This window comes from Pandoraea horticolens (assembly GCF_902459555.1).
Classification (GTDB): Bacteria; Pseudomonadota; Gammaproteobacteria; order Burkholderiales; family Burkholderiaceae; genus Pandoraea; species Pandoraea horticolens.
Map to the genome: position 1 here is coordinate 314,462 of NZ_CABPSM010000004.1, position 12,202 is coordinate 326,663.

Genomic DNA, 12,202 nt, shown 5'->3' on the forward strand with positions numbered 1-12,202 from the left:
ATCGTCCGATGTGGCAAAAGCGGCACTTATCCTGCCGCTTTTTTTGTTACCTGTACCGCAAGCCAATCACGTCGACATGACAGTCACCCTGACGATCGATTGTATGGGCGGGGATCACGGCCCATCGGTGACGGTGCCGGCCGCGGTTCACTTCGTGCAATCTACCGACGATGTCGAACTTGTGCTGGTCGGACAGCAGGAGATCATTAACGCGCAGCTCGCGAAGCTGCGTGTGACGGATCACCCGCGCCTGTCCGTGGTCAATGCGAGCGAAGTCGTCGCCATGGACGACTCCGTCGAGACCGCCCTGCGCAGGAAGAAAGACTCCTCGATGCGTGTGGCGCTCAATCTGGTCAAGGAAGCGCGCGCGCAAGCGTGTGTGTCCGCCGGTAATACCGGTGCGCTGATGGCCGTTTCGCGCTATGTGCTCAAAACGCTGCCGGGTATCGAGCGGCCCGCAATCGCCACCGTGTTGCCGAACCAGAAGGGCGGCTATACCACGATGCTCGATCTGGGCGCGAACGTGGACTGCGAGCCGACTCACCTGCTGCAATTCGCCGAAATGGGCCACGCACTCGTTGCGGCGGTCGATGGCAAGGACCGTCCGTCGATCGGTTTGCTCAACATCGGCGAAGAAGTCATCAAGGGCAACGATGTCATCAAGCAGGCCGGCGAACTGCTGCGCGGCTCCACGCTGAACTTCTACGGCAACGTGGAAGGCAACGACATCTATCGCGGCACGACCGACATCGTCGTGTGCGACGGCTTTGTCGGCAACGTCGCACTCAAGACTTCCGAAGGCCTGGCGCAAATGCTTGGCGACATGATCCGCGAAGAATTCACCCGTACTTGGTGGACAAAAGTGATCGCTGTCGTTGCGCTGCCGATTCTCACCCGCTTCAAGAACCGCGTCGATCATCGTCGTTACAACGGTGCTGCGTTGCTCGGATTGCGTGCGCTCGTTATCAAGAGCCACGGTTCGGCCGATGCCTACTCGTTTGAATGGGCCATCAAACGCGGCTATGATGCAGTTCGCAATGGTGTGCTGGACCGTCTGTCGCACGCCATGGAAGAGAATCAGACTCAGCTCCGGGACAACAAGCCGGTGAGCGCCATTCCGGCGCTCTGATGCCGGTGGCTGCTCTTGGCGCCCTAACCGATCATAAGATGACCCAGTCCGCGATTTATTCCCGTGTCGTCGGCACCGGCAGCTACCTGCCGGCGCGACGCGTGACCAATCAGCAGTTGGCCGACGAGCTTGCTACCCGCGGCATCGAGACGAGCGACGAGTGGATCGTTGCACGTACCGGTATCAAGGCGCGCCATTTCGCCGCCCCCGATCAGACGAGCAGCGATATGGCGGTGGAAGCCGCGAAGCGCGCTCTCGACATGGCCGGGCTGAACGCCGACCAGCTCGATCTGATCCTGGTCGCCACGTCGACGCCCGATTTCGTGTTTCCGAGTACTGCCTGCCTCGTGCAGCACAAGCTCGGCATCAAGAACGGATGTGCCGCGTTCGACATTCAGGCAGTTTGCTCCGGCTTCGCGTATGCCATGGCGACGGCCGACAATTTCATCCGCTCCGGTGCGTATCGCAATGCGCTCGTGATCGGTGCCGAAACATTCTCGCGCATTCTCGATTTCAACGACCGTACGACGTGCGTGCTGTTTGGTGACGGCGCGGGCGCTGTCGTGCTGCAAGCCTCGAGCGAACCGGGCGTTCTGTCGACCGCGCTGCATGCGGACGGCAGCTACGCGAACATCCTGTGCGTGCCGGGTAATGTGAACGCCGGCGCGGTGCAAGGCGCAGCGTTCCTCTATATGGATGGCCAGGCAGTGTTCAAGCTGGCTGTCAAAGTGCTGGAAAAAGTGGCCACCGAGGCTCTTGAAAAGGCAGGGTTGGCGTCGTCGGCGATCGACTGGCTGATTCCGCACCAGGCCAATCTGCGCATCATGTCGAGCACGGCCCGCAAGCTGGGGCTTTCGGAAGAGAAGATGGTCGTGACCGTCGACCAGCACGGCAATACGTCTGCCGCTTCGATTCCGCTCGCGCTCGACGTCGCGGTTCGCGACGGGCGTATCAAGCCGGGCCAGAACGTCATGATCGAAGGCGTGGGTGGCGGCTTTACATGGGGCGCAGTGCTGTTCCGCATGTGACCCCCTGGCGCTGGAGCGCCGCGCGCATTTGAGGGTGTTCCGTTTGGGGCGCCGCGCGTAGCGTCGCTCCCGCGCACGTCATACAGGCGCGCGACAATGCGCCGCAATGTTTCTGAATCTGACTGCAAAACCAGGCGCTATGACATTCGCTTTCGTTTTCCCGGGACAAGGGTCCCAATCGGTGGGCATGCTCGACGCGTTCGCGGACAACGCGATAGTGCGCGAGACGCTCGCCGAGGCTTCGGATGCCCTTGAGCAGGATATGGCCAAGCTGATCGCCACTGGCCCTGCCGAGGAACTCAACCTCACCACTAATACCCAGCCGGTGATGCTTACCGCCGCCTACGCGATGTACCGCGCATGGCTGGCCGAGGGCGGTGCCAAACCCGCATTCGTTGCAGGGCACAGCCTCGGTGAATACACGGCGCTGGTCGCTGCCGGCGTGATTGCGTTCAAGGATGCCGTGCCGCTCGTGCGTTTTCGCGCGCAAGCCATGCAGGAGGCCGTGCCCGTCGGCCAAGGTGGCATGGCGGCCATTCTGGGTCTGGACGACGATACCGTGCGTAACGTCTGCGCAGAAGCGTCGGCAGCCGGCGTGGTCGAGGCCGTCAACTTCAACGCGCCGGCGCAAGTCGTGATCGCCGGTGCCAAGGCGGGCGTGGAGAAGGCTTGCGAACTGGCCAAGGCGGCCGGTGCGAAGCGTGCGCTCGTACTGCCGGTCTCGGCACCGTTCCACTCGTCGCTGCTCAAGCCGGCGTCGGATCGTCTGCGTGAGTATCTGGCGAACGTGACGTTTAACGTGCCGCAGATCCCGCTCGTCAACAACGTCGATGTCGTTGTCGAAAACGACGTGGCGCGTATCAAGGATGCCTTGGTGCGTCAGGCGGCGGCGCCGGTGCGTTGGGTCGAGTCGGTGAAGTGGCTCGCCGCGCAAGGCGTGACGCAAGTGATCGAGTGCGGCCCAGGCAAGGTGCTGACCGGCCTGACCAAGCGCATCGACGGCAATCTCACGGGGCTGGCGATCGCCGATCCGGTGTCGCTCGCCGATGTGCGCGCCCAACTCTCGTAAGCAATAGGCAAGGGTATTTCTCTCATGAGCAAGCAACTCGACAACCTCGTGGCGCTGGTGACCGGCGCCTCGCGCGGCATCGGTCGTGCCATCGCCCTCGAACTCGCTCGTCAGGGCGCAACGGTCGTGGGCACCGCCACCAGCGATGCTGGTGCGCAAGGCATCAGCGACTATTTCACCGCAGAGGGTGTGACGACCGGCAAGGGCATCGTCCTGAATGTGACTGACGCCGCCGGCGTAGCCGCCGCGATCGACGACATTCTCAAACAGTACGGCAAGCTCGACATCCTCGTTAATAACGCCGGCATCACGCGCGATAACCTCGCCATGCGGATGAAGGACGACGAGTGGGACGACGTGATCGACACGAACCTCAAGGCGATCTTCCGTCTCTCGCGCGCTGTCATCAAGCCGATGATGAAGGCACGTAGCGGCCGGATCATTAACGTGACCTCGGTCGTCGGCTCGGCCGGTAACCCAGGTCAGGCCAACTATGCGGCCGCCAAGGCCGGCGTTGCTGGTATGTCCCGTTCGTTGGCCGCCGAGATCGGCAGCCGAAACATTACCGTGAACTGTGTCGCGCCGGGGTTTATCGACACCGATATGACCAAGGCGCTGGGCGAAGCGCAGCACGAAGCGCTCAAGACGCGAATTCCGCTGGGGCGCCTCGGTGCGCCGGAAGACATCGCCAATGCGGTGGCGTTTCTGGCGTCTCCGCAGGCCGGCTACATCACCGGCACGACGCTCCACGTGAACGGTGGCATGTTCATGAATTAAGGTGTGATCGTGAAAATTGTGCTGTATTTGTGCAATTTTGAGCGATATTGAACATTATTTGGCGCAGGCTAACTTTGCTTGGCAAACCTGTTAAAATGCGCGCACTTGTCTGAACTAACTACCCCGGAGGGTTTGAATGGATAACATTGAGCAACGCGTCAAGAAGATCGTCGCGGAACAACTTGGCGTGAACGAAGCCGACGTCAAGAACGAATCCAGCTTTGTGAACGATCTCGGCGCTGACTCGCTCGACACGGTTGAGCTGGTGATGGCACTGGAAGAAGAATTCGAAACGGAAATCCCGGACGAAGAAGCTGAAAAGATCACCACGGTGCAACAGGCCATCGATTACGTTCAAGGCAATTCGAAGGCCTAAGGGCCGTTGGATCGCCTGGCCGGCCGGGTGCCGACCGGTTCCCGGCGCCAGGCATGCCTGTCAGCCGCAGGGAGCACAGGGGCGGACCCTGTCGCCTCTGTGGCTTTTGTTTTGTATGACCCAGCAGAAGAAGGGGAGTATCGTGAGTCGTCGTCGCGTCGTCATTACCGGTCTGGGCCTGATCTCGCCGGTCGGCAACACTGTTGCCGAGGGTTGGAAAAATCTGGTCGAAGGCCGTTCGGGCATCGCCAACATCACGAAGTTCGATGCGAGCAACCATAGGGTGCATTTCGCGGGAGAAGTGAAAAACTTCGAGACCGAGAAATACATTTCCGCCAAGGAAGCCCGTCGTATGGATACGTTTATCCATTACGGGCTCGCTGCCGGTATCCAGGCGTTCGAGGACAGTGGCCTGCAGGTCACCGAGAAGAATGCGGAGCGCGTCGGCGTAGTGGTCGGATCGGGTATCGGCGGTTTGCCGATGATTGAAGACACCGATAAGGCGCTTATCGAAGGGGGTCCGCGCAAGATCTCCCCGTTCTTCGTGCCGGGCTCGATCATCAACATGATCTCCGGCCATCTGTCGATCAAGTACGGTCTGAAGGGACCGAACCTTGCCATCGTGACGGCTTGCACGACCGGTCTGCACTGTATTGGTCAGGCCGCGCGCATGATCCAGTATGGCGAAGCCGACGCGATGCTCGCCGGTGGCGCCGAATCGACGGTGTCGCCGCTGGGCATCGGCGGTTTTGCGGCCATGAAGGCACTGTCGGAGCGTAACGACGATCCGGCGACGGCTAGCCGTCCGTGGGACAGGGATCGCGACGGCTTCGTACTGGGCGAAGGCGCCGGTGTGATGATGGTCGAAGAGTACGAGCACGCTAAGGCGCGCGGCGCGAAGATCTACGCTGAGTTGACTGGCTTCGGCATGAGCGCTGATGCGTACCACATGACTGCGCCGTGCGAAGACGGCGACGGTGCGTTGCGCTCGATGACGAACGCGCTGCGCGATGCCGGCGTCAGTGCTGATAAGGTGAACTATGTGAATGCGCACGGCACGTCGACGCCGCTGGGTGATATCGCCGAGACGGTTGCGGTCAAGCGCCTGATGGGCGATGCCGCAAAGTCGGTGGTGGTGAACTCGACCAAGTCGATGACCGGTCACCTGCTGGGTGGCGCGGGCGGTCTGGAGTCGGTGTTTACCGTGCTGGCCGTTTATCATCAAAAGTCGCCGCCGACGATCAATATCTTCAATCAGGACCCCGCTTGCGACCTGGATTACTGCGCAAACGTGGCTCGCGACATGAAAATTGATGTCGCATTGAAGAACTCTTTCGGATTCGGCGGGACTAACGGCACGCTGGTCTTCCAGCGCGTCTAAGTTTGCGGGACGCCTTGCGGGCGTCCCGTTTCGCTGACCCACGCTCCGGCGAGTGTGCCGGGCGTGCGGCGTTACAGACACTTCCAAGCCATGGCAGTTAACGCTGCCGTGGTGCAATTGGGCCCGATCAGGGCCTGGCAGCCAGAGAAAATACGGATCCAAATCAGGTGAGTGAACGAGAAATCGACCAAGCGCTCGTTGAGCGCGTGCAAAAAGGCGACAAAGCCGCCTTCGAGCTGTTGGTCGCGAAATATCACCGCAAGATCATCCGCCTCGTATCACGGCTCGTGCGCGACGCCGCCGAGGTTGAAGATGTGACGCAGGAGGCCTTTATCAAGGCCTACCGGGCTTTGCCGCAGTTTCGCGGCGAATCGGCGTTCTATACCTGGCTGTATCGTATTGCTGTCAACACGGCGAAGAACCATCTGGCTACGCAGGGGCGTCGTGCACCGACTTCGACTGAAGCGAACGCTGAAGAAGCTGAAACTTTTGCCGAGGCCGATCAACTAAGGGATATCAACACGCCTGAGTCGATGCTGATGAGCAAGCAGATTGCTCAAACGGTCAACACAGCGATGGAGGCTTTGCCCGATGAACTTCGAACGGCAATTACCCTGCGGGAAATCGAGGGTTTGAGCTATGAAGAGATCGCCGAAGCCATGGGGTGCCCGATCGGAACGGTCCGTTCGCGAATTTTCCGGGCGCGTGAAGCGATTGCCAGTCGGCTCAGGCCGCTGCTGGACACGCCTGACGGTAAGCGCTGGTGAGCGCGCCGCTGGGAAAGTTATTTTCGTTGGGGGATATCATGGGATCAGCGACGGTGCAAACGCGGCGGGGGCTGCAAGCCGAGCGGATTTCCGCGTTGATGGACGGGGAATTCGATCCGGGCGAACTGGCCGCTCTGCTGGATGAGGCTGACGCCTCTGGTCGGCCTTTGTGGGACGACTATCATCTGATCGGGGACGCGCTGCGTTCCGACGAACTGACACTGCCGCGTTCGGAGTCGGCCTTTATGGCGTCCTTCGCAGCACGTCTCGACGCCGAGCCGCACTTGCTCGCGCCGGCTGCACTGGCCGATGCTCAGACAGGCACCGCACAAGGTGCCAAGACCGCGGGCTCGCGAGTTGCTCGTATCAATCCGTTCCTGCGCGTACGCCGCGTGTTGCCGACGGCTGCCGCTGCCGCTGCGGTTGCCGCGCTGTCGTGGGTCGTGGTGCCGCGTCTGCAGGATCATCCGGCCGGTGGTGCGCAACCGCAGGTGCTCGCTCAGAACGCTGCACCGGCGACGGCTGCCGGAGGCTCCGGTCTCACGCGCGTAGCGCTTTCGCAGCAGCCCCAGGCCGCTACGGCAGCCAACGGCGCGAGCGCAGGTGTGCCGAACGATCTGATCGTGCTGCGCGACGCGCGTCTCGACCAGTATCTGGCGGCGCATCAGCAATATGCCCCGACACCGATCGGCCAGAGCGTATCCCCTTATATGCGAGCCTCGGCGCAAGCGGACGAATAAATGCAGCGTCTGAGTATCGAATCCTTACCGCGTGCGCCCATGGGGCGCACTTTCTTCCTGTTCGCTTTCCTGCTGGCGACCACGCTGCAAACGCAAGCGTGGGCACAGGCTTCCGCACCGTCCGTCGATCCGTTGGTCGAGCGGCGCGAAGTCAGCGCGTGGCTCAATAAGATCCATCGTGCTGCGCAGATGCAAAATTACGTTGGCACCTTCGTTTACCAGCGTGGTTCGACCATGCGCTCGTCGAAGATCAGTCACTTCGCCGATAAGAGTAACGAGTATGAAGAGCTTGAGACACTCGACGGGCGTCAGCGCCGCATTCTTCGTCAGAACGAAGATGTCTACACGCTCATTCCCGAGCAGAAGACCGTCTTCCAGGAAAAGCGCGAGAGCAAGGATTCGTTCCCTGCATTGCTCGCCACCCCCAATCGCGACGTACTTGATTACTACGCGCCGAAGGTACTGCCCAATGAGCGCATGGCAGGCTTCGACTGCATGGTGATCGAACTCACGCCGAAGGACGAATACCGCTTCGGCTACCGGTTGTGGGCCGATCGCAACACGGGGCTGTTGCTGCGCGCCCAGACCCTTGATGCCGAAGGTCACTTGCTCGAGCAAGCCGCGTTCTCGCAGATCTCGATCGGTGTGCCGAGCGAGAAGGCGCGTATCGTGCATGCCATCCAGGCCACGCATGGCTGGCACGTCATCAAGCCGCAGATTACGGCTACGCGATTGTCCGACGCTGGCTGGAGCATCGACGTCGACAAGAAGGTACCGGGATTCAAGTCGGTGCGTGAGGTGCGTCGAACGATGCGTTCGACGGTCGACGGGAAACCGCTGGAAGTCCAGCAGGTGGTATATTCCGACGGCATGGCAGGACTTTCAGTGTTCATCGAGCCGGCCACGCGGGAACGCAAGGAAGGCCACGGCAACGCCGGCGCGACGAATATCCTCATCAAGCGCTACGGCGATTTCTGGCTGACCTTGCTTGGCGAAGTGCCGCAGGCCACATTGCAGCAGTTCGCTTCCAGCATCGAGTACAAACAGCCGGCGAAGTGACCGGCTGTCGGGTGGGCCGCGACCGGCGACGGCGTGGTCCGGGCAGCGAGGCGCACATGAGACGCGATGCCGTGTCGGGTGCCAGACTGTCCTCAGAGATTCCGAGACTATCGCGCACCACGATCTTCCAATGAAGAAGACCCTCCTGCTTCGTGTCATCCTCGGCGGCGCCATTGCCGCTCAATTGGCGGGAGCGCCTGCCGCCTTTGCCGCACCGGCTTCGGCGTCGACCGCACCGCTCGTTACCAATCTTCCCGATTTCACCCAACTCGTCGACCGCGTCGGTCCGGCCGTCGTGAACATTCGGACGACCGAGCGCGTCAGCCGCAATCAGCGAAGCCTGCCGCCCGGTGTGGACGACGACATGGCGGAGCTGTTCCGCCGGTTCTTCGGCGTCCCGCTGCCGCAGCCGCAGCCGGGTCCGAAGGGCGGTACACCGCGACGCGGTCAACCCCAGCCGGATGAAGAACAGAACAGCGGCGTCGGTTCGGGCTTTGTCGTCTCGGCCGACGGCTACATCCTGACCAATGCGCACGTTGTCGATGGCGCCGACAGTATCTACGTCACCCTCACCGACAAGCGTGAGTTCAAGGCGAAACTGATCGGCGCAGACAAGCGCACCGATGTCGCTGTGGTTAAGGTGGAAGCCAAGGATCTGCCGACCGTGCCGATAGGCGACTCCAACAGGTTGCGTGTCGGCGAGTGGGTGGTCGCCATCGGTTCGCCGTTCGGCCTCGAAAACACGGTGACGGCGGGCATCGTATCGGCCAAGGGCCGCGATACCGGCGATTACCTGCCGTTCATTCAGACGGACGTGGCCGTGAACCCCGGCAATTCGGGCGGCCCGCTCATCAATATGCGTGGCGAGGTCGTCGGCATCAACTCGATGATCTACAGCCAGACCGGCGGCTTCATGGGCATTTCGTTTGCGATTCCGATCGACGAAGTCATGCGCGTGGCCGACCAGCTCAAGAAGAGCGGCAAGGTGGTGCGCGGCCGAATTGGTGTAGCGATCAGCGAGGTCAGCAAGGATGTGGCCGATTCGCTGGGCCTGCCGCGTGCGCAGGGTGCGCTTGTGCGCAGCATCGAACCGGGCAGCCCAGCCGAGAAGGCCGGCGTGCAGCCGGGCGACATCATCATGAAGTTCGAAGGCCGCGCCGTCGACCATGCAACGGACCTGCCGCGTATGGTCGGCGAGACGAAGCCGGGTTCGACCGCCACGCTGCAAGTGCTGCGCAAGGGCAAGAATCAGGATCTGCGCATCACAATCGCGGAAGCGGACACCGAGGCGCCGAAGGCATCGAAGGCTCAGGGCGGGAGCGCCGATACGCCGCATCCGAACGCACTGGGTCTGGTGGTCTCCGATCTGACCGACGCGCAGAAGAAGGACCTGAAGCTGCGCGGCGGCGTGCAGGTCGAACTGGCGGAAGGCCCGGCGGGACGGGCGGGGCTGCAGCAGGGAGACATCATCCTGCGTGTGGGCGATGCCGACATCGTCAGCGCGAAGCAATTCGAGGACGTGGTCAAGACGCTGGATCCGAAGCGTCTCGTGCCAATCCTCGTGCGTCGCGGCGACGCCACGCAGTTTGTGCCGCTGCGCCCGCGCGCACCCGGCAAGTAATACCGTAGTGTCATGACTGCGCCGGCGCTGACCCTTTACGGCCGCAAGTGGTGCCATCTTTGCGATGACATGCTGGCGGCGTTGGAGGCGATGCGTCCGGCTTGGAATTTCTCGGTGACGGTTGTCGATGTCGACAGCGATCCGGCGCTCGAGGCGCAGTATGATGAGATCGTGCCGGTGCTTGCACTGGACGGGCGCGAGCTGTGCAGGTATCGTTTCGACGCAGCGGCGGTCGCTGCTGCATTGCAATCGGATTGACGTTGCGCCACACCACCATTCCCCGCACGACCTCAGAACCTTCCCGCCATTACCGATGTAGCGTCGTGATCCGCGCGATTCCAGACGGAATCGGTGCGCTTTCGGCTAAAATGTCGTGTTTGCCGATTCTCTCGAAAGCCGCTGCCGAGCCGAATCCGATGGCACCGACTTTTCTATAGCCCCGCCTCATGGACCATATCCGCAATTTTTCGATCATCGCCCACATCGACCACGGGAAATCCACCCTGGCCGATCGCATCATCCAGTTGAGCGGCGGTTTGTCCGATCGTGAAATGGAATCCCGAGTCCTCGACTCGATGGACCTCGAGCGTGAGCGTGGCATTACCATCAAGGCACAAACGGCCGCGCTGCAATACAAGGCGCGCGACGGCAAGATCTACAACCTGAACCTCATCGATACGCCGGGACACGTCGACTTCTCGTACGAAGTGAGCCGCTCGCTGTCCGCGTGCGAAGGCGCGCTGCTCGTGGTCGACGCTTCGCAAGGCGTGGAAGCGCAGACGGTCGCGAATTGCTACACGGCAATCGAACTGGGCGTGGAAGTGGTGCCGGTGCTCAACAAGATCGACCTGCCGTCCGCCGAGCCGGAAAACGCGATCCAGGAAATTGAAGACGTCATCGGTATCGAAGCCGTCGACGCGGTGCGCTGCTCGGCCAAGACGGGTTTTGGCGTGGAAGATGTGCTCGAGTCCCTCATCGCCAAGGTGCCGCCGCCCAAGGGCGACGCGAGCGCCCCGCTTCAGGCGTTGATCATCGACTCGTGGTTCGACAACTACGTGGGCGTGGTGATGCTGGTGCGTGTGTTCAACGGCACGCTCAAGCCGAAGGACAAGATCCAACTGATGGCCACCGGCGCGACGTATCCGGTCGAGCAGGTCGGTGTGTTCACGCCGCGCTCCCAACAGCGCGAATCGCTGTCGGCCGGTCAGGTGGGCTTCATCATCTCGGGCATCAAGGAACTGCACGCTGCCAAGGTCGGTGACACCGTGACGCACGCCCTCACCACCACGACCAAGCCTGCGCCGGAACCGCTGCCGGGCTTCAAGGAAGTCAAGCCGCAGGTGTTCGCCGGCCTCTACCCGGTCGAGGCGAACCAGTACGATGCACTGCGCGAATCGCTCGAAAAGCTCAAGCTCAACGATGCCTCGCTGCAATACGAACCGGAAGTCTCGCAGGCCCTCGGCTTCGGGTTCCGCTGTGGCTTCCTCGGCCTGCTGCACATGGAAATCGTGCAGGAGCGTCTGGAGCGCGAGTTCGACATGGACCTCATCACCACGGCCCCGACCGTGATCTATGAGGTGATCGAACGCGACGGCACACTGACAACGGTGGAAAACCCGTCGAAGATGCCGGACCCGGGCCGCATCGAAGAGATTCGCGAGCCCATCGTCACCGTCAATCTGTACATGCCGCAGGAATATGTCGGCGCTGTGGTTACGCTGTGTCAGCAAAAGCGCGGCGTGCAGATCGATATGCAATACCACGGCCGTCAGGTACGTCTGATTTACGAAATTCCGATGGCCGAAATCGTGCTCGATTTCTTCGACCGCCTGAAGTCGGTGTCGCGCGGCTATGCGTCGATGGACTACGAGTTCAAGGAATATCGCACGTCCGATGTGGTCAAAGTCGACATGCTGATCAACGGCGACAAGGTCGATGCACTGTCGATCATCGTGCACCGTTCCGAGAGCCGTCGCCGCGGCAGTCAGGTGGCGGCGAAGATGCGGGAAATCATTCCGCGTCAGATGTACGATGTGGCGATTCAGGCGGCTATCGGCGCGAACATCATTTCCCGTGAGAACATCAAGGCATTGCGTAAAAACGTGCTGGCGAAGTGCTATGGTGGTGACATCACGCGTAAGAAGAAGCTGCTTGAGAAACAGAAGGAAGGTAAGAAGCGCATGAAGCAGGTGGGGAGCGTTGAGATTCCTCAGGAAGCGTTCCTTGCCATTTTGCAAGTCGAAGACAAATAACGT

Annotated in this window: 12 protein-coding genes; all 12 read left to right on the forward strand. The window is 61.3% G+C overall.

Going from position 1 to position 12,202, the window contains the following annotated elements:
* Window positions 1-76: 76 nt before the first annotated feature.
* A complete protein-coding gene (gene plsX / locus PHO31112_RS09905; protein WP_150620348.1) occupies window positions 77-1,129 on the forward strand; it encodes a phosphate acyltransferase PlsX in 1,053 nt (350 codons plus the stop codon).
* A 38-nt stretch (window positions 1,130-1,167) separates the two neighbouring features.
* Entirely contained in the window at window positions 1,168-2,157 is a 990-nt protein-coding gene (locus tag PHO31112_RS09910) for a beta-ketoacyl-ACP synthase III (RefSeq protein ID WP_150620349.1), read from the forward strand.
* A gap of 139 nt (window positions 2,158-2,296) precedes the next feature.
* On the forward strand, window positions 2,297-3,226 hold the full coding sequence (fabD, locus tag PHO31112_RS09915) for an ACP S-malonyltransferase (protein WP_150620350.1): 930 nt from the start codon (window positions 2,297-2,299) through the stop codon (window positions 3,224-3,226).
* A gap of 24 nt (window positions 3,227-3,250) precedes the next feature.
* The gene (gene fabG / locus PHO31112_RS09920) at window positions 3,251-4,003 is read left to right on the forward strand and encodes a 3-oxoacyl-ACP reductase FabG (protein ID WP_150620351.1); all 753 of its coding nucleotides are present in this window, start codon (window positions 3,251-3,253) and stop codon (window positions 4,001-4,003) included.
* Between the two features lie 136 nt (window positions 4,004-4,139).
* Window positions 4,140-4,379, forward strand: coding sequence for an acyl carrier protein (gene acpP / locus PHO31112_RS09925; protein ID WP_010805232.1), 240 nt, complete (start codon window positions 4,140-4,142; stop codon window positions 4,377-4,379).
* 142 nt (window positions 4,380-4,521) lie between these two features.
* Window positions 4,522-5,760, forward strand: a complete 1,239-nt coding sequence (fabF, locus tag PHO31112_RS09930) for a beta-ketoacyl-ACP synthase II (RefSeq protein WP_150620352.1) — start codon at window positions 4,522-4,524, stop codon at window positions 5,758-5,760.
* 167 nt (window positions 5,761-5,927) lie between these two features.
* On the forward strand, window positions 5,928-6,527 hold the full coding sequence (gene rpoE / locus PHO31112_RS09935; RefSeq protein ID WP_010805230.1) for an RNA polymerase sigma factor RpoE: 600 nt from the start codon (window positions 5,928-5,930) through the stop codon (window positions 6,525-6,527).
* A 38-nt stretch (window positions 6,528-6,565) separates the two neighbouring features.
* Complete coding sequence (locus PHO31112_RS09940; RefSeq protein WP_150620353.1) at window positions 6,566-7,267, forward strand: sigma-E factor negative regulatory protein; 702 nt, start codon at window positions 6,566-6,568, stop codon at window positions 7,265-7,267.
* 39 nt (window positions 7,268-7,306) lie between these two features.
* Window positions 7,307-8,326: a MucB/RseB C-terminal domain-containing protein gene (locus tag PHO31112_RS09945; RefSeq protein ID WP_425495173.1), complete on the forward strand. Its 1,020-nt coding sequence runs from the start codon at window positions 7,307-7,309 to the stop codon at window positions 8,324-8,326.
* A 130-nt stretch (window positions 8,327-8,456) separates the two neighbouring features.
* Window positions 8,457-9,947 (forward strand): DegQ family serine endoprotease, encoded by a 1,491-nt coding sequence (locus tag PHO31112_RS09950; protein WP_150620355.1) that lies wholly within the window; start codon window positions 8,457-8,459, stop codon window positions 9,945-9,947.
* 12 nt (window positions 9,948-9,959) lie between these two features.
* Window positions 9,960-10,205, forward strand: coding sequence for a glutaredoxin family protein (locus PHO31112_RS09955; protein ID WP_010805226.1), 246 nt, complete (start codon window positions 9,960-9,962; stop codon window positions 10,203-10,205).
* 188 nt (window positions 10,206-10,393) lie between these two features.
* The gene (lepA, locus tag PHO31112_RS09960; protein WP_150620356.1) at window positions 10,394-12,199 is read left to right on the forward strand and encodes a translation elongation factor 4; all 1,806 of its coding nucleotides are present in this window, start codon (window positions 10,394-10,396) and stop codon (window positions 12,197-12,199) included.
* The last annotated feature ends 3 nt before the right edge of the window (window positions 12,200-12,202 follow it).

Bases quoted from the DNA above. Each gene is read 5' to 3' on its own strand.
- PHO31112_RS09910 (WP_150620349.1), top strand. From the start codon at position 1,168: ATGACCCAGTCCGCGATTTATTCCCGTGTCGTCGGCACCGGCAGCTAC.
- fabG (WP_150620351.1), top strand. From the start codon at position 3,251: ATGAGCAAGCAACTCGACAACCTCGTGGCGCTGGTGACCGGCGCCTCG.
- acpP (WP_010805232.1), top strand. From the start codon at position 4,140: ATGGATAACATTGAGCAACGCGTCAAGAAGATCGTCGCGGAACAACTT.
- plsX (WP_150620348.1), top strand. From the start codon at position 77: ATGACAGTCACCCTGACGATCGATTGTATGGGCGGGGATCACGGCCCA.
- fabD (WP_150620350.1), top strand. From the start codon at position 2,297: ATGACATTCGCTTTCGTTTTCCCGGGACAAGGGTCCCAATCGGTGGGC.
- PHO31112_RS09950 (WP_150620355.1), top strand. From the start codon at position 8,457: ATGAAGAAGACCCTCCTGCTTCGTGTCATCCTCGGCGGCGCCATTGCC.
- lepA (WP_150620356.1), top strand. From the start codon at position 10,394: ATGGACCATATCCGCAATTTTTCGATCATCGCCCACATCGACCACGGG.
- PHO31112_RS09955 (WP_010805226.1), top strand. From the start codon at position 9,960: ATGACTGCGCCGGCGCTGACCCTTTACGGCCGCAAGTGGTGCCATCTT.
- PHO31112_RS09945 (WP_425495173.1), top strand. From the start codon at position 7,307: ATGGGGCGCACTTTCTTCCTGTTCGCTTTCCTGCTGGCGACCACGCTG.
- PHO31112_RS09940 (WP_150620353.1), top strand. From the start codon at position 6,566: ATGGGATCAGCGACGGTGCAAACGCGGCGGGGGCTGCAAGCCGAGCGG.